Below are 23,147 nucleotides of genomic sequence, written 5' to 3'. Positions count from 1 at the left end.
GCATGCCGGCGGGCGTCGCCGGCCAAAGCGGGACGCGAGGCGAGATGACGCGACGACAGACGACGGGCCGGCGCGCCAATCGCGCCGGCCCGCCGATCTCGACCGCGTACAATAGCGCCTTATCCAACGCCTTGCGGCAACCTCAATGTCCTTCGATTTCTTCCTTCCTTGCCCGCGCGGGCTCGAAGCTCCGCTCGCGGCCGAACTCGCCGAAATTGCCGCCAAACATCTGAACGGCGCCGCCTTCACGGCCGGCGCCCAGGTACCGGGCGGCGTGCATTTTCGCGGCGGCTGGGCCGCCGGCATGGCCGCCAATCTGCACTCGCGTCTCGCGAGCCGCGTGCTGCTGAAAATCGCGGAGCGGCCCTACCGCGGCGAGCAGGACATCTACGCGCTCGCGCTCGAGCAGCGCTGGGAGCAGTGGTTCTCCGCGCACGAGACGCTGCGCGTCGACGTCACCGCGATCAAGTCGCCGCTGCGCAGTCTCGAGTTCACGACGCTGCGCGTGAAGGACGCGATCTGCGATCGTCTGCGCGAAAAAAGCGGCGCGCGGCCGAGCGTCGACACCGCGATGCCCGACGTGCGCGTGTTCGCGTTCCTGAGCGCGACCGACTGCACGCTGTACCTCGACACTTCCGGCGATCCGCTATTCAAGCGCGGCTGGCGTCTCGACAAGGGCGCGGCGCCGCTGCGCGAAAACCTCGCGGCTGGCATTTTGCGTCTGACTGGCTGGCAGGCCGGCACGCCGCTCTACGATCCGATGTGCGGCAGCGGCACGTTCCTCGCGGAAGCGGCGCAGGTCGCGTTGAACATCGCGCCGGGCGTCGAGCGGCGCTTCGGCTTCGAGAAGCTCAAACAGTTCGACGCGCGGAGCTGGCAAGCGCTGAAGGGCGCCGCGCTCGAGGCAAAAAATGCGGCGCGCGGCTCGCGCGGCGCGGATCTGGAGATTTTCGGCAGCGACATCTCCGGCGACATGCTCGAAAAAGCGCGCGCGAACTTCGAGCGCGCCGGCTTGCCGCCCATTTCGCTCAAGCAGCTCGATGCGCGCGACATGACGCCGCCTGGCTCGGCGCCGGGCATCCTCGTCGCGAATCCGCCGTATGGCGAGCGGATCGAAGTGCGCGGCCGCAATGCGCGCGGCGAGCTTCGCGAAGGCCGCGGCAATCGCGACGACGACGGCTTCCGCCGCATTCAGGAAGAAGCGCCGGACAGCGAGTTTTTCCAGTTGCTCGGCAATGCGCTGAAGCAGCGCTTTGCCGGATGGCATGCGTTCATCCTGACGTCGGATCGCAAGCTTCCGGGGCAACTGCGGCTGCGCGAATCGACGAAGACGCCGCTGTTCAACGGTGCGCTCGAATGCCGGCTGTTCCGCTTCGATCTGATCGCGGGCAGCGTGCGGCAGCGTCCGCAGGGCGATACGCAGGCGGGCTGAGGCTGCGTCGGTCGGGCGGCGCGCTGTCGTCGCCCTGTCGTCATCGCGTCGCTCGAAAAGCAGGCCACGCGCATGAGCGATGTGGGGGGGATGTTTCAGTTGCCGGTGGAGTGAGGCTGCCGCCTTTCCCCACCCTACTGCCACCACGCTGTCAGCAGCACCCCCGCACACTCCTTCTCACGCCATCCGGCGCTTGAACGGCCTACTGCCAACCGAAGGAGAGTGTCATGTCCGCATTGCCCAAACTCGTTGCCTGGTTCGAAATCCCGTCCGTCGATTTCGATCGCGCGGTGCGCTTTTACGAAGCCGCGCTCGACGCCCCGTTGAATCGACAGGAGATCGGCGGCCAGCCGATCGCCGTGTTCAGCTACGAGGAGCCCGCGACTGGCGGCGCGATCGTCCACAATCCGTCGATGACACCCCGCGTCGACGGCGTCATCGTCTACCTGAACGCGCTGCCCACCGTCGACGCGGCGCTTGCGCGCATCGAACGGGCGGGCGGCAAGACCGACGGCCCGGTGATCAAGCTGCCGCAGGACATCGGCTATATCGCGTTCTTCACCGATACCGAAGGCAACCGCCTCGGCCTGCATTCGCGCACCAACGGCTAAGCGCGCACCTGAAGTCGCCGCGCCCCGACCGAAGGCCGCCATGCGGCGCTATCATCGCGGGACCGTCCCCTTCCTCCTCTACCCGACGCCCACGATGACGCGCCGCGCCGACCGCCTGTTCCAGATCGCCGAGCTGCTGCGCGGCCGGCGCCTGACCACCGCGCAGCAACTAGCCGACTGGCTGAACATCTCGCCGCGCACGGTCTATCGCGACGTGCGCGATCTGCAATTGTCAGGGCTGCCGATCGAAGGCGAAGCGGGCATCGGTTATCGACTGTCGCGCTCGGCAAGTCTGCCGCCGCTGACCTTCACCGCCGACGAACTCGCCGCGCTCGCCGCCGGCGCGCGCATGCTCGAATCATGGGGTGGCGCGGGCTTCGCGAGCGGCGCGCGGGGCGCGCTGGCCAAAATCGCATCGGCGATGCCCGCCGACAAGCGCGCGACGCTCGAACGGCTCGCGATCTTCGCGCCGTCGTTTCACATCAAGGGGGATTTTTCGACGCAGCTCGACTCGCTGCATCGCGCGATCGATGCGCGCCAGGTGGTGCGCTTCGCGTACACCGACGCCAACGGCGCCGACACCGAGCGCCGCGTCTGGCCACTCGCGCTCGCGTACTGGGGCGCGCGCTGGACGCTCGGCGCATGGTGCGAGCTGCGTGCTGATTTCCGCAATTTCGGACTGGAGAAAATTCGCGATCTCGAAGTGCTCGAGACGTATCCGGATCAGGAAGGCAGGCGGCTCGCGGATCTGCTGCGGCACGTAAACGCGAGGCCGAAAATATGAAAAGGATCGCGGCGCGACGCACCGCGATCTCAGGGTCTGTTTACCGCTAACGAGCTACTCGACCGACTTCACCATATCCTCGATCACCTTCTTCGCGTCGCCGAACACCATCATCGTCTTGTCCATGTAGAACAGGTCGTTGTCGAGCCCGGCGTAGCCCGCGGCCATCGAGCGCTTGTTGACGATCACGGTGCGCGCCTTGTACGCCTCGATGATCGGCATGCCCGCGATCGGCGACTTCGGATCGTTCTTCGCGGCCGGATTCACCACGTCGTTCGCGCCGAGCACGAGCACCACGTCGACCTGGCCGAACTCGCCGTTGATGTCCTCCATCTCGTACACCATGTCGTACGGCACTTCGGCCTCGGCGAGCAGCACGTTCATGTGACCCGGCATGCGGCCGGCCACCGGGTGAATGGCGTACTTCACCTCGATGCCCTTCTCGACCAGCTTGTCGGTCAGCTCCTTCAACGCATGCTGCGCGCGCGCGACGGCCAGCCCGTAGCCCGGCACGATCACGACCGTTTCCGCGTTGCCCATCATGAACGACGCGTCATCGGCCGAACCCGATTTCACCGGACGCTGCTCCGCCGCGCCGCCCGCGGCCGCGCCCGGCTCGTTGCCGAAGCCACCGAGGATCACGTTGAAGAACGAGCGGTTCATCGCGCGGCACATGATGTACGACAGGATCGCACCCGACGACCCCACCAGCGACCCGGCGATGATCAGCATCGGATTGTTCAGCGAAAAGCCGATGCCCGCCGCCGCCCAGCCCGAGTACGAGTTCAGCATCGACACGACGACCGGCATGTCCGCGCCGCCGATCGGAATGATGATCAGCACGCCGAGCACGAACGCGATGATCGTCATGATGATGAACGGCAGCCACGACTGCGTGAGGAAGAAGAGGACGCCGAAGCCGAGCATCGCGAGCGCGAGCATCAGGTTGATCAGATGCTGGCCGCCGTAGACGACCGGCGCCCCCTGAAACAACCGGAACTTGTACTTGCCCGACAGCTTGCCGAACGCGATCACCGAGCCGCTAAAAGTAATCGCGCCGACGAACGTGCCGATGAACAGTTCGATGCGGTTGCCGTAAGGCAGGAAGCCCTCGATCGGCACGTCGGGATCGACGAGGCCGAACGCGGCGGGCTCCGACACCACCCCATACGCGATGCACACGGCCGCGAGACCGATCAGCGAGTGCATCGCCGCGACCAGTTCAGGCATCTTGGTCATCTCGACGCGCGCGGCGACGAACGCGCCGATCGCGCCGCCGATCACGAGCCCGAACAGCAGCAGGCCGAGCCCGAGACCGAGATTGGAGCCAAGTACTTCGGCCTGCCGCGAGATCAGCGCGATGGTCGTCAGAATCGCGATCGCCATGCCGACCATGCCGAAGGTATTGCCGACGCGCGCGGTCTTCGGATTGGACAGCCCCTTGAGCGCCTGGATGAAGCAGACCGACGCGACCAGATACAGCAGCGTGACGACGTTCAGGCTCATTTACGTACCCTCCTTGCCGCCAGCCGGTAGTTTTCTGGGTTCTTTCTTCTTGAACATCTCGAGCATTCGCCGTGTGACGAGGAATCCGCCGAACACGTTGACGGCCGCGAGCGCCACCGCGATCGTGCCGAAGAACTTCCCGGCGCTGCCGACGGTGAGACCCGCCGCGAGCATCGCGCCGACGATCACGATCGCCGAGATCGCATTGGTCACCGCCATCAGCGGCGTATGCAGCGCGGGCGTGACGTTCCAGACCACGTGATAGCCGACGTAGATCGCCAGCACGAAGATGATCAGGTTGATCACCGTGTGATTGATGACTTCCATCTTCGGCTTCCCCCTATGCGTTGCGCGTGACCTGGCCGTCGCGAGCCAGCAGCGTGGCCGCGACGATGTCGTCCGCGAGATCGATGTTCAGCGTGCCTTCCTTGGCGATAATCAGCTTCAGGAAGTCGAGCACGTTGCGCGCGTACAGCGACGACGCGTCGGCGGGCACCATCGCGGCGAGATTCGTGTAGCCGACGATCTGCACGCCATAGCGCACCACCACCTGGTCCGCCTCGGTCAGCGGACAATTGCCGCCGCGCCGGCCGTCGACTTCGGGGCCGCGGCCGGCCGCCAGGTCGACGAGCACCGAGCCCGGTTTCATCGCCTGCACGGTTTCGACCGACAGCAGCGTCGGCGCGGGGCGGCCTGGAATCAGCGCGGTCGAAATGACGATGTCGGCCTGCTTTGCGCGCTCGTGCACCAGCGCCGACTGGCGCGCGAGCCACGACGGCGGCATCGGCCGTGCATAGCCGCCCACACCTTGCGCGGCCTCGCGCTCCTCGTCGGTCTCGTAGGGCACGTCGAGAAACTTCGCGCCGAGCGACTCGATCTGCTCCTTGACGGCCGGGCGCACGTCGGACGCTTCCAGCACGGCGCCGAGGCGCTTCGCGGTGGCGATCGCCTGCAGGCCAGCCACGCCCGCGCCGAGAATCAGCACGCGCGCGGCCTTCACGGTGCCGGCCGCGGTCATCAGCATCGGCATGAAGCGCGGATAGAGCGTCGCCGCGAGCAGCACCGCCTTGTAGCCGGCGATGTTCGCCTGCGACGACAGCACGTCGAGGCTTTGCGCGCGCGTGGTGCGAGGCGCGGCTTCGAGCGCGAACGCGGTGACGCCGGCCGCGGCGAGCTTGCCCGCGTTGTCGGCGTTGAACGGATCGAGCATGCCGACCAGCGTCGCGCCGCGCTTGAGCAGCGGCAGTTCGGCATCGGTGGGGGATTGGACTTTGAGGACGAGATCTGCGCCGAATGCAGTGGCGGCATCGACGATTTCCGCGCCCACGGCCGTATAGGCGTCATCGGGAAAGCTCGCGCCGGCGCCGGCGCCGCTCTGGAGCGTGACCCGGTGGCCTTGCGCCACGTACTTCTTGACCGTCTCGGGCGTCGCGGCAACGCGGGTTTCATGCGCGCGCGTCTCGGCTGGCACTCCGATGTGCATCGTTGTTCCTCCTCGACTTCCTGTTTGACGACAGACCTGCCGACGAGGCTCGCCGGCTTGCACATGCAACGGCTAACGCAGGCCCCACTTTAACCGGAAACCGCCACATCACAAATATCGGGGTCGATGCGAATGCGCGACAGACCGCCAAACTGTTACGAATCGGTCGCGATGCCACCTCGAACACGCTGCGAACCGGCTGCCAGCGGTCACCAGGCAGCCGGCGCGCATAACCGGTAAAATGCGCACCCATGAAACCGGAAACCTGGCGGCCGCACGTGACCGTCGCGGCGATCGTCGAGCGTGACGGGCGCTTCCTGCTTGTCGAGGAACACACTGCCGCCGGCCTGCGCCTGAACCAGCCCGCCGGCCACCTCGAGGCGGGCGAAACGCTGCTGGAAGCGGTGATCCGCGAAACGTTCGAGGAAACCGCGCATCCGTTCGCGCCCGAGGCGCTCGTCGGCATGTACATGACCCACTTCGAGCGGCCGGACCGCGCGGGCACCACGTACCTGCGCTTCACCTATTGCGGCGCGGGCGGCGAACCGGACCCGGCGAGTTCGCTCGATCCCGACATCGTCCGCACGCTGTGGATGAGCGCCGATGAGTTGCGCGCGTGCCCCGAGCGGCATCGCACGCCGCTCGTGATGCGGTGCATCGACGATTACCTGGCCGGCCGGCGTTTCCCGCTCGACTTCGTCCATACGCATTCGGTTGGGCCGAAGCAATAGGGCCGTCACGAGCGGCCCCATAGATCCATGCAGTCATGCAGCACCCAGTGAGTACCTTATGAGCAAGCGTAAAGTCGTAGTAGGCATGTCGGGCGGCGTCGATTCGTCGGTCACCGCGTGGCTGCTAAAGGAACAGGGCTACGACGTGGTCGGCCTGTTCATGAAGAACTGGGAAGACGACGACGACAGCGAATACTGCTCGACGCGCCAGGACTGGATCGACGTGGTGTCGGTGGCGGACCTGATCGGCATCGACGTCGAGGCGGTCAACTTCGCGGCCGAGTACAAGGACCGCGTGTTCGCCGAATTCCTGCGCGAGTATTCGGCCGGCCGCACGCCGAACCCGGACGTGCTGTGCAACGCCGAGATCAAGTTCAAGGCCTTCCTCGATCACGCGATGTCGCTCGGCGCGGAAACGATCGCGACCGGCCACTACGCGCGCGTGCGCGAGAACGATGGCCGCTTCGAGTTGCTGAAGGCGCTCGACCAAACGAAGGACCAGTCGTACTTCCTGCATCGGCTCAACCAGGCGCAGCTGTCGAAAACACTGTTCCCGCTCGGCGAAATTCCCAAGACGAAGGTCCGCGAGATCGCCGCGCAGATCGGCCTGCCGAACGCGAAGAAGAAGGATTCGACCGGCATCTGCTTCATCGGCGAGCGGCCTTTCCGCGACTTCCTGAACCGCTATCTGCCGACCAGGCCGGGCCCGATGAAGACCACCGACGGCAAGATCGTCGGCGAGCACATCGGCCTCGCGTTCTACACGTTCGGCCAGCGCAAGGGCATCGGTCTCGGCGGCAGCAAGGACGGCAGCGGCGAGCCCTGGTTCGCCGCCGGCAAGGAGATTCCGACGAATACGCTGTACGTCGCGCAGGGACACGACCATCCGTGGCTGCTGTGCCATACGCTGTCGGCGGGCAACACGAGCTGGGTCGCGGGCGAGCCGCCGGCCGACGGCTTCGCGTGCGGCGCGAAGACGCGCTACCGGCAGGCCGACGCGGCGTGCACGTTCAACGCCTCGGCGGGAGGCGGTTCGGGCGAAGGCCTCTTCGAACTGACCTTCGACGCCGCGCAATGGGCCGTCACGCCGGGCCAATCGGCGGTGCTGTATGACGGCGACGTGTGCCTCGGCGGCGGCATCATCGAACGCGCGATGACCGGGCAACCGGCCGAGCTGCCGCAGGATCAGGCGCCGAAGCAAACCCGCGCGCAGCGTCGCAAGCAGGCGCACAAGCCAAAGCAGCCGCAAGGCCAGGCGCAGGACGAGCCGCAAACCCCGCGGCAAAAAGCGGCTCTGCTCGGCGCGCGTTGAGCGATGCATAACGGCGGGCGCGGTGGGTCGTACCATCCCGGCAGGTTCGCGCCGTTCACCATGTTTGCCCCGCCTGGCGCGCATTCACACACACTTCACCTTCGCGTGCGACGCTTGGCTTCCATTCGCAGGCCTTATCTTCGGGCTTCGCCGGTCCGCGTCGCACCGTGACCCGCAACCGCCAGCTTTCCTTCGCGACCGATACCGCCCGCGCTCCCGTGCGGACGATGCCGCCGCAATGATCTTCACTGCACTGGAGTCCCCATGTTTTCTCAACGCTATCTGGCCATGTGGTGCGCAATCGCCCTCACCGCGGTATGTGCCGCGCTCGCCGCGACGCATCACCTGTCATGGTTCTGGATCCTCGTGCCGGCCGCGCTCGTCGCGCTCGGCGTGTTCGACCTGAGCCAACAGCGCCATGCAATCCTGCGCAATTACCCGCTGTGGGGCCACCTGCGTTTCATTTTCGAATCCATCCGCCCGGAAATCCGTCAGTATTTCGTCGAAGACGATACCGACGAGAAGCCGTTCTCGCGCGCGCAACGCAGCATCGTCTATCAGCGCTCGAAGAACGATGTCGACAGCCGCCCATACGGCACGCGGATCGACGTGAAGGCGGTCGCGCACGAATGGATCAGCCACTCGCTCGCGCCGACCACGCTCGACGGTCACGACTTTCGCATCGTCGTCGGCCCCGATCGCGGGCAGCCGTATTCGATGTCGATCTTCAACGTGTCGGCGATGAGCTTCGGCTCGCTATCGGCCAATGCGATCATGGCGCTGAACCTCGGCGCGAAGAAAGGCAACTTCGCGCACGACACCGGCGAAGGTTCGATGTCGAAATATCATCGCGAACATGGCGGCGACATCATCTGGGAAATCGCGTCCGGCTATTTTGGATGCCGTAACGACGACGGCACCTTCAACGCGGAGAAGTTCGCGAAGCAGGCCGCCGAACCGCAGGTGAAGATGATCGAGGTGAAGCTGTCGCAAGGCGCGAAGCCCGGTCACGGCGGCGTGCTGCCGGGCGCGAAGATCACGCCCGAAATCGCCGAGACGCGCGGCGTGCCGATGGGCCGCGACTGCATCTCGCCGGCGACGCACTCTGAGTTCTCGACGCCGCGCGAGCTGCTCGAATTCGTCGAGCGGCTGCGCACGCTGTCGGGCGGCAAGCCGACCGGCTTCAAGCTGTGCATCGGGCATCCGTGGGAATTCTTCGGTATCGCGAAGGCGATGCTGGAAACGGGGATTCTGCCGGACTTCATCGTCGTGGACGGCGCGGAAGGCGGCACCGGCGCGGCACCGCTCGAATTCACCGATCACGTCGGCGTGCCGTTGCAGGAGGGGCTGCTGCTCGTGCACAACACGCTGGTCGGCATCGGTCTGCGGCAACGCATCCGCATCGGCGCGAGCGGCAAGATGATCACCGCGTTCGATATCGCGAAGACGCTCGCGATCGGCGCGGACTGGGTCAACGCGGCGCGCGGCTTCATGTTCGCGGTCGGCTGCATCCAGGCGCAGACCTGCCATACCGGCCGCTGCCCGACCGGCGTCGCGACCCAGGACCCGGTGCGCCAGCGTGCGCTGGTGGTGCCGGACAAGGCCGATCGCGTGTTCAACTTCCACCACAACACGCTGCACGCGTTGCAGGAAATCATCCAGGCCGCCGGGCTCCGGCATCCGGCTGAGTTGCGCGCGCATCACATCGTGCGGCGCGTGTCCTCGCATGAGGTGCGGCTGATGTCGGATCTGCTCAAATATCTCGAACCGAACGACCTGCTCAACGGCAACTATCGCTATACCCTGTTCGAGACGTACTGGCCGATCGCGCAAAGCGATTCGTTCTCGCCGAAGGCGGAGCTGGCGGCGAGCTGAACGTGCGCGCGGCCCTTGCCGCGTCGCCTGTCGCCCAAAAACCGCATCGCGGCCCGTCCGACCCCGCAAAACGGGCCGCCCCCCTTCCTTTCCGTTAAAATCTCCGGTTTAGCACTTCGCTCCACGACCCCCTCGCGCGCTTAGGCGCGCGCGGCATGGCCCCATGCCCGAAAGGCACTTCATGCTCACGTTTCAGCAAATCATCCTGACCTTGCAGTCCTACTGGGACAAGCAGGGCTGCGCGTTGCTCCAGCCGATCGACATGGAAGTCGGCGCGGGCACGTCCCACGTCCATACGTTCCTGCGCGCGATCGGCCCCGAGCCGTGGCGCGCCGCCTACGTGCAGCCGTCGCGCCGCCCGAAAGATGGCCGCTACGGCGAGAACCCGAACCGTCTGCAGCACTACTACCAGTATCAGGTGGTGCTCAAGCCCGCGCCGGAAAACATTCTCGACCTGTACCTCGGCTCGCTCGAAGCGCTCGGCTTCGACCTGAAGCAGAACGACGTGCGTTTCGTCGAGGACGACTGGGAAAACCCGACGCTCGGCGCATGGGGGCTGGGCTGGGAAGTGTGGCTGAACGGCATGGAAGTGACGCAGTTCACGTACTTCCAGCAGGTCGGCGGTCTAGACTGCAAGCCGGTGCTCGGCGAAATCACCTACGGTCTCGAGCGCCTCGCGATGTATCTGCAGAAGGTCGAGAACGTCTACGACCTCGTCTGGACCGAGTGGGAAGAACAAGGCCCGAACGGCCCCGAACTGCGCCGCCTGACCTACGGCGACGTGTATCACCAGAACGAGGTCGAGCAGTCCACCTACAACTTCGAGCACGCGAACGTCGATCTGCTGTTCACTTTCTTCAACAGCTACGAAGCGGAAGCGAAGCGCATGATCGATGCGCAGATCGCGCTGCCCGCCTATGAGCTCGTGCTGAAGGCCGGCCACACGTTCAACCTGCTCGACGCGCGCGGCGCGATTTCGGTCACGGAACGCGCGGCGTACATCGGCCGGATTCGCGCGCTGTCGCGTCTGGTCGCGCAGGCCTACTACGACTCGCGCGAAAAGCTCGGCTTCCCGATGCTCGGCAATCCGGTGCACGGCGTGCCCGGCCTCACCACCGACGAGCAGGAAGCCGCGATGCCCGCGTGGGCGCCGCCGCTGAAAGTCGAACGCAAGATCGACCAGGACTGACGAGAACTTCAACCAATGACTCAATCTCAACACGCTACCCTGCTCGTCGAGCTGCTGACCGAAGAACTGCCGCCGAAGGCGCTCGCCCGTCTCGGCGACGCCTTCGCCGAAGGTATTGCGCAGCGCCTCGCGGCGCGCGACCTGATCGACGGCGAGCCGTCGTTCGAACGCTTTGCCACGCCGCGTCGTCTCGCGGTGACGATTCACAACGTGCGCGCGCTCGCGCCGGAAAAACACGTGCGCGAAAAAGTGCTGCCGGTTTCCGTCGCGCTCGATAAAGACGGCCAGCCCACCGCGCCGCTCGCGAAGAAACTCGCCGCGCTCGGCTTCCCCGACTTCACGGTGAACGATCTCGAACGCGCCCAGGACGGTAAAGCCGAAGCGTTCTTCCTGCGCTACGCGGCGCCGGGCGCGACGCTCGCCGACGGCCTGCAAGGCGCGCTCGACGAAACGCTCGCGAAGCTGCCGATCGCAAAGCCGATGACGTATCAGCGCCCGGACGGTTCGAGCGTGCAGTTCGTGCGCCCGGTGCATCGACTGACCACGCTGCACGGCGAAGAGGTCGTGCCGGTCAGCGTGCTCGGCATCGACGCCGACGACACCACGCTCGGCCACCGCTTCCTGTCCGAAGGCTTCGTGCAGATCCAGCACGCGCAGTCGTATGCCGAAACGCTCGAACACAGAGGCCGCGTGATCGCGAGCTTCGCGAAGCGCAAGGAAGCGATCCGCTCGCAACTGCTCGCGCAAGCCGGTGACGACAAGGTCGTGATGCCCGAAGCGCTGCTCGACGAAGTGACGTCGCTGGTCGAATGGCCGGTCGTCTATGAGTGCCGCTTCGAGGACGAATTCCTGCAAGTGCCGCAGGAATGCCTGATCCTGACGATGCAGACGAACCAGAAGTACTTCGCGCTGACCGATGCGAACGGCAAGCTGCGCTCGCGCTTCCTGATCGTGTCGAACATCGAGACGGCGACGCCGGTCGAGATCGTCGAAGGCAATGAGCGCGTGGTGCGTCCGCGTCTCGCCGATGCGAAGTTCTTCTTCACGCAAGACAAGAAGAAGCCGCTCGCGGATCGCGTGCCACTGCTCGCGAACGTCGTTTATCACAACAAGCTCGGCTCGGCGCTGCAACGCGTGGAGCGGCTCGAAGGGCTGGCCGGCGCGATCGCCGCACTGACCGGCGCCAACGTCGCGCTCGCGACGCGCGCCGCGCGCCTCGCGAAAGCCGACCTGATCACCGACATGGTCGGCGAATTCCCCGAGCTGCAAGGCACGATGGGCACGTACTACGCGCGCCACGACGGCGAGCCGGAAGAAGTCGCGCTCGCATGCTCGGAACACTACCAGCCGCGCTTCTCGGGCGACGCCTTGCCCACCACCGCGACCGGCACCGTCGTCGCGCTCGCCGACAAGCTCGAAACGCTGGTCGGCATCTGGGGCATCGGCCTGCAGCCCACCGGCGAGAAAGACCCGTTCGCGCTGCGCCGCCATGCGCTCGGCGTGCTGCGCATTCTGATCGAGAAACAGTTGAACGTCGACTTCGTCGAGCTGCTGCGCATCGCTTATGCGCAATTCGCCGGCGTTCCGAACGTCGCCGATTCGACCGACGCGATCTACGAATTCAGCATGGACCGCCTGCGCGGCCTGCTGCGCGAACGCGGCTACGCGGCCGGCGAAATCGACGCGGTGCTCGCGCTGAACCCGACGCGGCTCGACGACCTCGTCGCGCGCCTCGACGCGGTGCGCGAGTTCGCGTCACTCGCCGAAGCGGCGTCGCTCGCGGCGGCCAACAAGCGTATCTCGAACATCCTGAAGAAGTCGGCAGGCGTGACGAACGGCAGCGTGCAGCCCAGCTTGCTCACCGAGGCAGCGGAGAAGGCGCTCAACGCGCAGCTCGAACAGGTCACGCCGCGCGTGCAATCGCAACTGGCCGTGCGCGACTACACCGGCGCGCTGACGGCGCTGGCCGCGCTGCGCGAACCGGTGGACACGTTCTTCAACGACGTGATGGTCAACGCCGAAGACCCCGCGTTGCGCGCGAACCGTCTGGCTCTGCTCGGCGCGCTGCATCAGCAGATGAACTGCGTCGCCGATATTTCCCGACTCGCCGCCTGAGCACCGCGCCATGCCGATCAAGAAAGTGGTGATCCTCGACCGCGACGGTGTGATCAACGTCGACTCCGACGCGTTCATCAAGTCGCCGGACGAATGGGTCGCGCTGCCCGGCTCGCTGGAAGCGATCGCACGCCTGAACCACGCCGGCTATCGCGTCGCAGTCGCGACGAACCAGTCGGGCATCGGCCGCGGTCTGTTCGACATGGATGCGTTGAACGCGATGCATCTGAAGATGCACCGGATGGCGGCAGCGGTCGGCGCGCGCATCGAAGCGGTGTTCTTCTGCCCGCACACGGCGGAAGATCACTGCGAATGCCGCAAGCCGAAGCCCGGCATGCTGAAGATGATCACCGAGCGTTTCGAGGTCGATCCGGCGCATACGCCGACGGTCGGCGATTCTCTGCGCGATCTGCAGGCGGGCGCTGCGCTCGGTCACCCGGTGCATCTGGTGCTGACCGGCAAGGGCCGCAAGACCCTCGCCGCGGGCGGCTTGCCCGAAGGCACGATCGTGCACGACGACCTGCGCGCGTTCGCGCTCGACTTTCTCGCCGACGCTCAGGAATAAACGCGCGCACCGCGCTCCCACCCCCCACCGACCACGCCGATGCGCTTTATCCGTTCCCTGCTGCTGCTGATTTATTTCGTTGTGTTCACGGTGCCGTACGCGACCGCGTGCTTCATCGCGTTTCCGTTCCTGCGCGCGGAAAACCGCTACTGGATGGCGGCCGGCTGGTGTCGTCTGACGCTGTGGACGGTGCGCTACCTGAACGGCATCCGCTACCGCATCGAAGGTTTCGAGAATCTGCCCAACGGCCCGGCCGTGCTGCTGTCGAAGCACCAGTCGGCGTGGGAAACGCTCGCGTTTCCGGCGATCATGCCGCGCCCGCTGTGCTACGTGTTCAAGCGCGAGCTCTTGTATGTGCCGTTCTTCGGCTGGGCGCTCGGCATGCTGAAGATGGTTCACATCAACCGCAAGGAAGGCAAATACGCGTTCGTATCGGTCACGAACCAGGGCAAGGCCCGCATGGCCGAAGGCGCATGGGTCATCATGTTTCCGGAAGGCACGCGCACGCCGACCGGCAAGCAGGGCAAGTACAAGACCGGCGGCGCGCGCTTCGCGATCGCGAGCGGTGCCCCCGTCGTGCCGATCGCGCACAACGCGGGCCGCGTATGGCCGCGCAACTCGTTTCTTAAATATCCGGGTATAGTCACGGTGTCGATTGGCAAGCCGATCGACACGACGGGGCTCACGCCCGACGAAGTGAACACGCGCGTCGAGCAGTGGATCGAAGCCGAGATGCGCCGCATCGATCCGACTGCCTACAGCGCGGCGGCTAACGATTCCGCCGCCGCGCCCATCTGACGCGCCACGCCCTCGAACTCCGAAGGCGTATTGCGCGAAGCGAAGCCGATGCAGAAGTCTCCTACGCCGCAGCCCGCCGCGGCGCTCGAAAACCGGCAGCTCGATCTCCCGCTCTTCGCCGAGCCGGGGTCGACGTCGTCGTCTCCTTCACCTTCCGCGCCGGGTTCATCTGGCTCAGCGCCGGCCCGGCCGCCCGTCGCGCCGCTCGCGCCGGACGGCAGCAAGCTGCGCAGTCTCGCCATCGGTTCACGCACGCTGCATTACGCGCTCAAGCGTTCCGCGCGCCGCTCGATCGGCTTTGCGATCGACAGCACCGGCCTCACGATCACCGCGCCGCGCTGGGTCACGCTCGCCGATATCGAAACCGCGATCACCGAAAAACAGCGTTGGATTTTTACGAAGCTGATCGAATGGCAAACGCGCGTCGAGCAGCGTGCATTGCCGAAGATCGACTGGCAAGACGGCGCCGAAGTGCCCTACCTCGGTCAGCCGGTGCGCGTGACGCTCGGCGCGCCGCAAGGCATGCTCGCGTTCAGCGCCGAGCACGGCGCGCTGCAATTGCCGCTGCCGTTGCAAGCCGACCCGCAGCAGATCAAGGATCGCGTGCAGGGCTGGCTGCAAGGAGAAGCGAAGCGGCTGTTCGGCGAGCGTCTGGCGATCTACGCGCAGAAGCTGGGCGTCAACTATCGCGCGTATGCCTTGTCTTCGGCGGCGACGCGCTGGGGCAGTTGTTCGAGCGACGGCAAAATCCGCCTGAACTGGCGGCTCATCCACTTTCCGCTGTCGATCATCGACTACGTCGTCGCGCACGAGCTGTCGCATCTGCGCGAGATGAATCACAGTCCGCGCTTCTGGCAGACGGTCGAATCGATTTTTCCGGAATTTCGCGAGGCGCGGCAGACACTGAAGTCGCATCCGCCGGAGCTGTTGCCGACGCTTTGAGGCCGGGCGCTATCTATGCGAGAGCGCTTTCGCGGACTGCAACAGATCGTCGAGCATCACGCCGCGCCTGTCCGGGCTCGTGTCGCGACCGGTCATGAAACACAGCGCCGCAATCGGCAGTCCCGCACGGTCGCGAATCGGCGCTGCCATACAAAGCCTGAACGCATTCGAGAGTCCTTCGGTGCAGCAGTAGCCTCGTTCTTTTGCGGCCTGCACGTCGTTCAGGAATTCGTCGAATTCGATATTCACCCCGTTGTCGAGGATGAAATCTTCGGCCGGAATGAGCGCGCGAATCTCGTCGGCATTCAGGTGACCTAGCAGCAGACGTCCCGTGGCGGTCCACGGAATCGGCACTCTCACGCCGATGTCCGAACTGATGTTGAATGGCCGGGCACTGTTCTCGGATAACACGACCGTGTACTTGTTGCCTTCCAGCATGCACAGCTGCGTGGTCTCGTCGTACTTCCGTACCAATGCCAGAATGGATTGATGCGCGCGGCTAATCAGATCGTTGTGCGTTGCATAGTCGGACCCGTAGTAGTGCATCTCGCGCCCGAAGAACACGCTCCCATCCGCGGCCGTCTCGAGCCAGCCCACTTCCGCGAGAATCGCGACCAGCTCGTAAATGCTCGAACGCGGCGCGCCGGTCGCCTCGATTAATTCGCGCATGGTCAGCGGGCGTTGGGCGACGTGCAATTGCCGGAACATCGCGATGACGCGATCCACGCCTCTCGCCCGAGACGATTCTGTTACAGCCATGCGTTCACTCCGTAAAGCGTTCATCCGACCGGTTGTCTTTCAAGCGACGTGAGTTTATCGCGCGGCAGACCCGCGAAAGCGACTTTCAGGCCGCGACAGGTCAATGGTCGAGGACTCTGTGCAGAAATTGCCGCGTGCGTTCGTTCGCGGGATTGACGAAGATCTGTTCCGGATCGCCCTGCTCGGCGATGACGCCCTTGTCCATGAAGACGACGCGGTCGGCGGTCTTGCGGGCAAAGCCCATTTCATGCGTGACGACGACCATCGTCATGCCGTCGCGCGCGAGCCCACGCATCACCTCGGTGACCTCGCCGACCAGCTCCGGATCCAGCGCGGACGTCGCCTCGTCGAAGAACATGATGCCGGGCTCGACCGCGAGCGCTCGCGCAATTGCCACGCGTTGCTGCTGACCGCCCGACAACTGGCTTGGATAGTGTGCCGCGCGGTCCGCGAGCCCGACACGGTCGAGTGTGTCCATGGCGCGCTTGCGCGCGTCGTCCGGACTCATGCGGCGTGCCTTGATAAGCGCGAGCGTGACATTGCCGAGCGCGGTCTTGTGAGGAAACAGATTGAACTGCTGGAAGACCATGCCGACATGGCCACGAATCTCTCGCGCTCGGCGCGGATCATGCATGGGCACATCGTTGACCCACACCTCGCCGGAATCGGTGGTCTCCAATCCCGCCATGATTCGCAAGACCGTGCTCTTACCCGAGCCGGACGCGCCAATGAGCACCAGCACTTCGCCCGAGCGAACCCCGAGATTGATTTCGTTCAACACCCGAGTCGAACCGAATGCTTTGCTGACGCCCGTCAGTGAAATGATGGGTCTGGTTTGGCTTTGGTTACTCACGACAATCTCCTGCGGTCATGGTGGCGCACCCATTGCGAGAGCGGGAAGCACACGGCGAAGTAAATGAGGGCGACGAGTCCGTAGATTTCCACGGGCTTTCCGACCCGGTCGACGATGGCCTGGCCACCGTGCATCAACTCGGACATTCCGATCATGCTGACGATCGACGTGTCCTTGATGAGCGACAGATACTGACCGACGAGAGGCGGCAACACGATCTTTCCCGTCTGAGGCAGCACGACGAACGAGAACGACTGAGCCCGCGTGAGGCCGAGGATCTGAGATACCTCCCATTGACCTTTGGGTACCGCCTCGATCCCCGAGCGGAAGATTTCGGCGATGTAGGCGCCCTGATAGATGCTCAAGCCGATGACGCCGGCTGCGAAGACGTCGATCGCGTAACCGAAGTACGACACGCCGAAATAGATGAACATCAGCGTGATGAGTACCGGCGTGCCGCGAAACAGCTCCGTATAGAGTCTGGCAAGGCGGCCTGTGCCCCACGGTCCGAACGACCGCAAGACCGCGGCGAACAGGCCGATCAGGGTGCTGCCCACGATGGACGCAATGGAAAGCAACAGCGTCGTCACCAGACCCTGCAGCAGGATTGAGAAACTGGTTTTCAGCAATTCGACTGACATGATCCAACTCCAATCCGGGAATCAGGCCCGTTTCGTCCGGCGCATAAAGCCGGTCCTGAAACCGGTGCGCGCCGGCATGACGAGGGGAGGATGAAAGATCCGCGCTCCGAGCTGGCCCGCAAGCCAGGACAGTACGTTACTGAGCACGAGATACGCGACGAGCGTCACGCTGAACGTCTGAAGGTAGAGAAGCGTCCGCGAGTTGATCACGGTCGCAGTGCCGGTCAACTCCGGCAACGCAATGGCGGACAGCAGCGACGTACCGAGCAGCAACTGGATCAGGTAGTTGACGATGGCCGGATAGACCGCGCGCGTCGCCTGCGGTAGCACGACCTCGACGAAGATCTGCGCGCGTTCGAGACCGAGAATGCCGGCGGCCTCGAGTTGGCCGCGCGGCACCGACTGTATGCCGGCGCGGAACACTTCCGATAGATAAGCACCGACGTTGACGCCGAGCGCAATGACGCCCGCCCAGTATGCGTCGAGCGAAATACCCGCCGACGGCAGACCGAAGAAAACGATGAAAATCTGCAGGAGAACAGGCGTGTTGCGGATGATTTCAACGTAGCCGCGAGCAATCAACCGAAATGGCGCGAGCGCAGAAACGCTGGCAAGCGCGGTCAACAAGCCGAGGACTAGCGCCAGTACGAATGCCAGCACGGTCACTTGCAACGTCAGCCAGCTCGCGCTCAAAAACTCGGGCACGTAGCCCCACAGAGTGAGCCACTCGTAACTCATCTCACCCTCCGCATCGTTCGGGTTTCAATAGATATCGGCATCTCCCGCTCCTCAAAACTGCGGATTGAGCGGGTAGCGCGGATCGGTGCCGAACCACTTGTTGTAGAGCTGCGCGTTGAGCTTCGACGCATTGACGTTGAAGAGGAACAGATTCAGGTAGTTGAGCCATTCCTGATCGCCGGCCTTGACACCGAACGCGTTGTATTCGAGCGGGACCAGCGCTTCGTTCGTGACGGCAAGTTCAGGATCGAGCTTGGCCTGATACGCGAGAAAGTTGTTGTCCTCGATCATCGCGTCGGCCTGTCCCTGCTTGACAGCAAGAATCGCGGCCTGCGAGCTGTCGTATTCCTGGATCTTGATCGGGATATTCAGCGAGCGCACTTCGTCGCCATTGGTCGAGCCCTTGACCGTCGCAATCGTGCGACCGCCCATGTCCTTGATCGACTGAACGCCACTATTTTTTCTGACCAGCAGTGCTTCGCTGGCAACCACGTAGGGGGTCGTGAATTCGATTACCTTCGCGCGCTCCAGATTACGCGTGAAGTTGCAGAACACGACATCCACTTTGCTGGTCTGCAGATTCGGAATCCGGTTCGCGCTCGTCGTATTCACGACCTCGAGCTTCACGCCCATCTGCTTCGCGAGTTCCTTCGCGAGGTCCACGTCATAGCCGTCTGGTTGGCCGTCCTTGTTATAGAACCCGAACGGCGCGAACGTCAGGCAGTCGCCGACGCGCAGCGTGCCTCGCTGCAGCACGGCCTGAAGCGTCGAGGGGGATGCCGCTGCGCTCTGCCCTGGCGTGGCAACCTTGGTGCAGCCGGTGATGGCGAGCAATCCGGCAACAGCGAACAGAAAGGCGGCTTGGGCGCCTCGTTTGGCAAGCTTCATGGCAGGGTCCTAAGCGGAGAAGAGTGGTCCGGAGCGGACGAATCGGCTTCAGCGCCTGTCTGCACGCTCAACGAATCGCCGGGTCACGCATCGATTGTCCGATATATCAGACTGCTATCTGACGAACCGGATTGATGCTGAGTGTTGGACACTAATATCAAACCGGCAACCGCACACAAACCCTTATTGCCCATACTTTTTTGTTCAAATAGATCCGATCGAATTCCACGATGCGCATCGAGTCCGCAGTGGGCCGGGCGGGCGGCGCGGCTGCGGGCTCAAGCTATACGGCAATCATTTACAATTGCCGCAGGTCGACGCATTTATCGACAAACTATCAAAGGAGTCCTCATGCGAATCTTGCATACCATGCTTCGAGTCGGTGATCTGGACGCATCGATCCGGTTCTACACCGAAGTTCTAGGAATGCGCCTGCTTCGAAAGAACGACTACCCGGACGGGAAGTTCACCCTCGCATTCGTCGGTTACGAGGACGAATCCGAAGGCGCGGCGATCGAACTGACGTACAACTGGGACACGAGCAAGTACGACCTCGGAACCGGCTACGGTCACATCGCCCTCGAAGTCGACGACGCCTATGCGGCATGCGAAGAAGTGAAGAAACGCGGCGGTGTCGTTACACGCGAAGCTGGGCCCATGAAACACGGCACGACTGTCATCGCCTTCGTCGCCGATCCGGACGGGTACAAGATCGAGCTGATACAGAAGAAGAGGCGAGTCGACTGACGTCCGGTGGCGAGCACGAGTCGCGCTGTCAGCCAGAACGATGAAAACACAGCCCGGCTTCACGTTGCACCCGGCGAATTGACGCCGGGCGAATTCGCCCGCAATCTTGCCTCGTGCCGACGCCATCAAAAAACGCCGACTACTGACGCTCGGCGTTTTCGCCGCGCACCGGACCGACCGGCTCGCCGTGCACTCTCCACCTCTTCACCACACCGCCATGAGCACGACCACCGCCCTGCCCGCGCGCCGCGCCCCGGATAGCTTCGCGATCCTGTTGATGATCGGCCTGTGCGCAATCTGGGGGCTGCAGCAAGTCGCGATCAAGACCACCAATGCGGCGGTGCCGCCGGTCTTTCAGGCGGGACTGCGCTCGACGATCGCGGCGCTGCTCGTGTGGGCATGGGCACGCTCGCGCGGCACGCCGCTCTTTCGCGATGACGGCACGCTCGGCGCGGGCCTGCTTGCGGGCGTGCTGTTCGCGGCCGAGTTCGTCTGCATCTTTCTCGGCCTGACGCTGACGAGCGCGTCGCGCATGGCGGTCTTTCTGTACACGGCGCCGTGTTTCACGGCACTCGGCCTGCACTGGTTCGTCGATGGCGAACGCATGCGGCGCATCCAGTGGCTCGGCATTGTCGTCGCGTTCGCGGGGATGGCGCTCGCGTTCGCGGACGGCTTCCTGCACACGGACGCGGGCACGGCTGCAAGCGCGGCCTACGGCTCGACGCTCGCGGGCGCGGCCGGCGATGCGCTCGGCGTGCTCGGCGGCATCGCGTGGGCCGCGACCACGGTGATCGTGCGCGGCTCGCGGCTCGCGCGGACGAGCGCGAGCAAGACGCTGTTCTATCAGCTGACTGTGTCGGCGGTGGTGCTGCTCGCGCTGGCGCTGGGGCTCGGCGAGGTGCGCGTGGAAAGCGTGACGCCGCTCGCGCTCGCGAGCCTCGCGTATCAAGCCGTGATCGTCGCGTTCGTCAGCTATCTGTTGTGGTTCTGGCTGTTGACGCGTTACATCGCGTCGAGGCTGTCGGTGTTTTCGTTTCTGACGCCGCTGTTCGGCGTCACCTTCGGCGTGCTCCTGCTCGGCGAGTCGTTCAGCGCGCGCTTTCTGATCGCCGCGCTGCTGGTGCTGACCGGCATCGCGCTCGTCAACGCGCCGGCGAAACGGTAAGCGGGCTCGACGACGGCACCCTCCGCCGTCGAGCGTCGAGTCTATTCCGCCGCAGCGGCCGAGCGCGCCGCCACCGCCTGCGCCACACTCACGTATTCGGCGACCGGCACGTCCTCCGCGCGGCGTTGCAGATCGAAGCCGAGCGCGTCGAAATCGACGGTGTCGCGCAGCGCGGCAAGCGTGTTGCGCAACATCTTGCGACGCTGCGAGAACGCCGCCGTCACCACCCCGCCGAGCACGCTTTCGTCGACCACCGGCAGTTCGTGCCGCTCGTACGGAATCATCCGCACGATCGCCGAATCGACCTTCGGCGGCGGCTGGAACGACTCGGGCGGCACGTCGAGCTGCTTGTCGATCACGTAGCGGTACTGCAGCATCACCGACAGGCGACTGAACGCCTTCGTGCCCGGCTCCGCCACCATCCGCTCGACCACCTCGTTCTGCAGCATGAAGTGCTGATCGATCACGCGCTCCGCGAACGTCGCCAGATGAAACAGCAGCGGGCTCGAAATGTTGTACGGCAGATTGCCGACGATGCGCAGCGACGCCTTGTCGCCCGGTGCCGCGAGCGAGCCGAAGTCGAACTCGAGCGCGTCGCCCGCGTGCAGTTCGAGCAGGTTGCCGAACTTCGTCTTCAGACGGCCGATCAGATCGCGGTCGAGTTCGACCGCGTGCAGCGGCGTGTCGGGCGTCGCGAGCCGCTCGATCAGCGGCTCGGTCAGCGCGCCGAGGCCCGGCCCGATCTCGACCATGCGCTCGCCGCGCTGCGGCCGGATCACGTCGACGATCGAATCGATCACGCCCATGTCGACCAGGAAGTTCTGACCGAAACGCTTGCGCGCGAGATGGCCCTGGTGCCGGCCTTGCTGTCTGCTGGTGGACATCGGAGAAACGCTAGAAAGAAAACTGCTTGAGAATGAAAGACGTCACGGTGGAAACACGACGCCACGCGGCGCGTCACGAGCACCGCGACCGCTCACGCTACCCGCGCCTCAGCCCGCGCGACGATGCTGCGCCATCGACACCGCCGTGTCGATAGCGGCCATCAGGCTACCCGCGTCGGCGCGGCCGGTGCCGGCCAGATCGAGCGCGGTGCCGTGATCGACCGACGTGCGGATGATCGGCAGGCCGAGCGTCACGTTGATCCCTTCGCCGAACGTCGCGAATTTCAGCACCGGCAGGCCCTGGTCGTGGAACATCGCGAGCACGCAGTCGGCTTCGTCGAGATAACGCGGCTGGAACAGCGTGTCGGCCGGATACGGACCGCGCGCGTCGACGCCCTCGCCGTTCACCTGCCGCAACGCCGGCGTGATCACGTCGATTTCCTCGCGGCCCAGATAGCCGTTTTCGCCAGCGTGCGGATTGAGCCCCGTCACGAGGATGCGCGGCGCGGGCAAGCCGAAGTGATGACGCAGGTCGTGATCGATGATGCGCAGCGTCGCGACGAGGCTTTCGATCGTCAAAGCCGCCGACACGTCCTTCAACGGCAGATGCGTGGTCGCAAGCGCGACGCGCAGCGGCCGCTTGCCGGTGCCCGCAAGCATCATCACGACGCGCGGCGTATGGGTGCGCTCGGCCAGATATTCGGTGTGGCCGGTAAACGGCACACCGGCGTCGTTGATCGTGCTTTTTTGCAGCGGCGCGGTGACGATCGCGTCGAACCTGCCGGCCACCGCGCCCTCGATCGCCGCATCGAGCAGATCGAGCACATAGCGGCCGTTCGCGGCGTCGAGCTTGCCAGCCTGCGCTGGTGCGCCAAGCGAGTGATGTTCGAGCCGCACGCGCGGGCCTGGCGCGAGCAGCGCCGCCCAATCGACGCCGACCGCGCGCGCGCGCTCAGCGAGCAGTTGCGCATCACCGAGCACGGTGAACTGCGCCTGAGGCCAGTGCGCCGCCGCGCCGGCCAGCGCCTGCGCGGTCAGCTCGGGACCGACGCCGGCGGGCTCGCCGGTCGTGATCGCGATCTGCAGCGGGCGGTGGGTGGGCTGGGCAGCGCTCGTCATCGCATTGACT

At 64.9% G+C, this 23,147-nt stretch carries 23 protein-coding genes; 13 read left to right on the top strand and 10 right to left on the bottom strand.

The features are described 5' to 3' along the window. The first annotated feature begins 145 nt into the window (after window positions 1-145). The 3 genes from OKW27_RS31300 to OKW27_RS31290 all read left to right on the top strand — a co-directional run bounded on the left by OKW27_RS31300 (window position 146) and on the right by OKW27_RS31290 (window position 2,827). Window positions 146-1,432 carry a THUMP domain-containing class I SAM-dependent RNA methyltransferase gene (locus OKW27_RS31300; RefSeq protein ID WP_429335754.1) on the top strand — a complete coding sequence of 429 codons (1,287 nt, stop codon included), beginning with the start codon at window positions 146-148 and terminating at the stop codon, window positions 1,430-1,432. Window positions 1,433-1,659: 227 nt separating this feature from the next. Continuing rightward, window positions 1,660-2,043 (top strand): VOC family protein, encoded by a 384-nt coding sequence (locus tag OKW27_RS31295; RefSeq protein ID WP_429335753.1) that lies wholly within the window; start codon window positions 1,660-1,662, stop codon window positions 2,041-2,043. 40 nt (window positions 2,044-2,083) lie between these two features. Beyond that, window positions 2,084-2,827 carry a helix-turn-helix transcriptional regulator gene (locus OKW27_RS31290; RefSeq protein WP_429335752.1) on the top strand — a complete coding sequence of 248 codons (744 nt, stop codon included), beginning with the start codon at window positions 2,084-2,086 and terminating at the stop codon, window positions 2,825-2,827. A gap of 54 nt (window positions 2,828-2,881) precedes the next feature. On the opposite strand, the gene OKW27_RS31285 is transcribed toward OKW27_RS31290, so the two are convergent. From OKW27_RS31285 to OKW27_RS31275, 3 genes are read right to left on the bottom strand one after another with little or no spacing between them, the layout of a single operon-like run. After that, window positions 2,882-4,333, bottom strand: a complete 1,452-nt coding sequence (locus tag OKW27_RS31285) for an NAD(P)(+) transhydrogenase (Re/Si-specific) subunit beta (RefSeq protein ID WP_429335751.1) — start codon at window positions 4,331-4,333, stop codon at window positions 2,882-2,884. Continuing rightward, a complete protein-coding gene (locus OKW27_RS31280) occupies window positions 4,334-4,660 on the bottom strand; it encodes an NAD(P) transhydrogenase subunit alpha (protein WP_018419437.1) in 327 nt (108 codons plus the stop codon). It lies immediately after the preceding gene. A gap of 13 nt (window positions 4,661-4,673) precedes the next feature. Further along, on the bottom strand, window positions 4,674-5,816 hold the full coding sequence (locus OKW27_RS31275; RefSeq protein WP_429335750.1) for a Re/Si-specific NAD(P)(+) transhydrogenase subunit alpha: 1,143 nt from the start codon (window positions 5,814-5,816) through the stop codon (window positions 4,674-4,676). Between the two features lie 251 nt (window positions 5,817-6,067). Here OKW27_RS31275 and OKW27_RS31270 point away from each other — a divergent pair, with 251 nt between their 5' ends. From OKW27_RS31270 to OKW27_RS31235, 8 genes are all read left to right on the top strand, one after another. After that, window positions 6,068-6,547, top strand: a complete 480-nt coding sequence (locus tag OKW27_RS31270; RefSeq protein ID WP_090803053.1) for an NUDIX hydrolase — start codon at window positions 6,068-6,070, stop codon at window positions 6,545-6,547. A gap of 58 nt (window positions 6,548-6,605) precedes the next feature. Then, entirely contained in the window at window positions 6,606-7,859 is a 1,254-nt protein-coding gene (gene mnmA, locus OKW27_RS31265; RefSeq protein ID WP_429335749.1) for a tRNA 2-thiouridine(34) synthase MnmA, read from the top strand. A 264-nt stretch (window positions 7,860-8,123) separates the two neighbouring features. Then, complete coding sequence (locus tag OKW27_RS31260; protein WP_187611142.1) at window positions 8,124-9,734, top strand: FMN-binding glutamate synthase family protein; 1,611 nt, start codon at window positions 8,124-8,126, stop codon at window positions 9,732-9,734. 181 nt (window positions 9,735-9,915) lie between these two features. Beyond that, window positions 9,916-10,923, top strand: a complete 1,008-nt coding sequence (gene glyQ / locus OKW27_RS31255) for a glycine--tRNA ligase subunit alpha (protein ID WP_008921090.1) — start codon at window positions 9,916-9,918, stop codon at window positions 10,921-10,923. Between the two features lie 15 nt (window positions 10,924-10,938). Further along, window positions 10,939-13,038, top strand: a complete 2,100-nt coding sequence (glyS, locus tag OKW27_RS31250; protein ID WP_429335748.1) for a glycine--tRNA ligase subunit beta — start codon at window positions 10,939-10,941, stop codon at window positions 13,036-13,038. A gap of 10 nt (window positions 13,039-13,048) precedes the next feature. Next, window positions 13,049-13,603, top strand: a complete 555-nt coding sequence (gene gmhB, locus OKW27_RS31245; RefSeq protein WP_090803046.1) for a D-glycero-beta-D-manno-heptose 1,7-bisphosphate 7-phosphatase — start codon at window positions 13,049-13,051, stop codon at window positions 13,601-13,603. A gap of 39 nt (window positions 13,604-13,642) precedes the next feature. Continuing rightward, window positions 13,643-14,401, top strand: coding sequence for a lysophospholipid acyltransferase family protein (locus OKW27_RS31240; RefSeq protein WP_090803045.1), 759 nt, complete (start codon window positions 13,643-13,645; stop codon window positions 14,399-14,401). Between the two features lie 48 nt (window positions 14,402-14,449). Then, entirely contained in the window at window positions 14,450-15,343 is an 894-nt protein-coding gene (locus tag OKW27_RS31235; RefSeq protein WP_184034589.1) for a M48 family metallopeptidase, read from the top strand. Between the two features lie 9 nt (window positions 15,344-15,352). Here OKW27_RS31235 and OKW27_RS31230 read toward each other — a convergent pair whose 3' ends face one another. The 5 genes from OKW27_RS31230 to OKW27_RS31210 all read right to left on the bottom strand — a co-directional run bounded on the left by OKW27_RS31230 (window position 15,353) and on the right by OKW27_RS31210 (window position 19,222). Further along, window positions 15,353-16,102: an IclR family transcriptional regulator gene (locus tag OKW27_RS31230; protein WP_184067183.1), complete on the bottom strand. Its 750-nt coding sequence runs from the start codon at window positions 16,100-16,102 to the stop codon at window positions 15,353-15,355. A 100-nt stretch (window positions 16,103-16,202) separates the two neighbouring features. Beyond that, window positions 16,203-16,955, bottom strand: a complete 753-nt coding sequence (locus OKW27_RS31225) for an amino acid ABC transporter ATP-binding protein (RefSeq protein ID WP_429335747.1) — start codon at window positions 16,953-16,955, stop codon at window positions 16,203-16,205. Then, window positions 16,952-17,596 (bottom strand): amino acid ABC transporter permease, encoded by a 645-nt coding sequence (locus tag OKW27_RS31220; protein WP_429335746.1) that lies wholly within the window; start codon window positions 17,594-17,596, stop codon window positions 16,952-16,954. Before OKW27_RS31220 ends, OKW27_RS31225 begins: the two co-directional genes overlap by 4 nt. Window positions 17,597-17,617: 21 nt before the next feature. Beyond that, the gene (locus OKW27_RS31215) at window positions 17,618-18,334 is read right to left on the bottom strand and encodes an amino acid ABC transporter permease (RefSeq protein WP_187618949.1); all 717 of its coding nucleotides are present in this window, start codon (window positions 18,332-18,334) and stop codon (window positions 17,618-17,620) included. 51 nt (window positions 18,335-18,385) lie between these two features. Beyond that, entirely contained in the window at window positions 18,386-19,222 is an 837-nt protein-coding gene (locus OKW27_RS31210; protein WP_184034601.1) for a transporter substrate-binding domain-containing protein, read from the bottom strand. A 351-nt stretch (window positions 19,223-19,573) separates the two neighbouring features. Between OKW27_RS31210 and gloA the strand changes: the two genes are divergently transcribed. Together gloA and OKW27_RS31200 are read left to right on the top strand one after the other, a co-directional pair. Then, entirely contained in the window at window positions 19,574-19,969 is a 396-nt protein-coding gene (gene gloA / locus OKW27_RS31205) for a lactoylglutathione lyase (protein WP_429335745.1), read from the top strand. A 217-nt stretch (window positions 19,970-20,186) separates the two neighbouring features. Next, the gene (locus OKW27_RS31200; protein WP_429335744.1) at window positions 20,187-21,134 is read left to right on the top strand and encodes a DMT family transporter; all 948 of its coding nucleotides are present in this window, start codon (window positions 20,187-20,189) and stop codon (window positions 21,132-21,134) included. A gap of 41 nt (window positions 21,135-21,175) precedes the next feature. Here OKW27_RS31200 and rsmA read toward each other — a convergent pair whose 3' ends face one another. Next, window positions 21,176-22,018 (bottom strand): 16S rRNA (adenine(1518)-N(6)/adenine(1519)-N(6))-dimethyltransferase RsmA, encoded by an 843-nt coding sequence (rsmA, locus tag OKW27_RS31195; protein ID WP_090803032.1) that lies wholly within the window; start codon window positions 22,016-22,018, stop codon window positions 21,176-21,178. A 108-nt stretch (window positions 22,019-22,126) separates the two neighbouring features. Further along, window positions 22,127-23,137: a 4-hydroxythreonine-4-phosphate dehydrogenase PdxA gene (gene pdxA, locus OKW27_RS31190; protein WP_090803030.1), complete on the bottom strand. Its 1,011-nt coding sequence runs from the start codon at window positions 23,135-23,137 to the stop codon at window positions 22,127-22,129. Window positions 23,138-23,147 lie beyond the last annotated feature (10 nt).

The organism is Paraburkholderia sp. 35.1, assembly GCF_050436525.1.
In the GTDB taxonomy this organism is placed as follows: domain Bacteria; phylum Pseudomonadota; class Gammaproteobacteria; order Burkholderiales; family Burkholderiaceae; genus Paraburkholderia; species Paraburkholderia tuberum.
The sequence above is the reverse complement of the archived record's forward strand: the minus strand, read 5'-3'. Positions and strand labels throughout refer to the sequence as shown.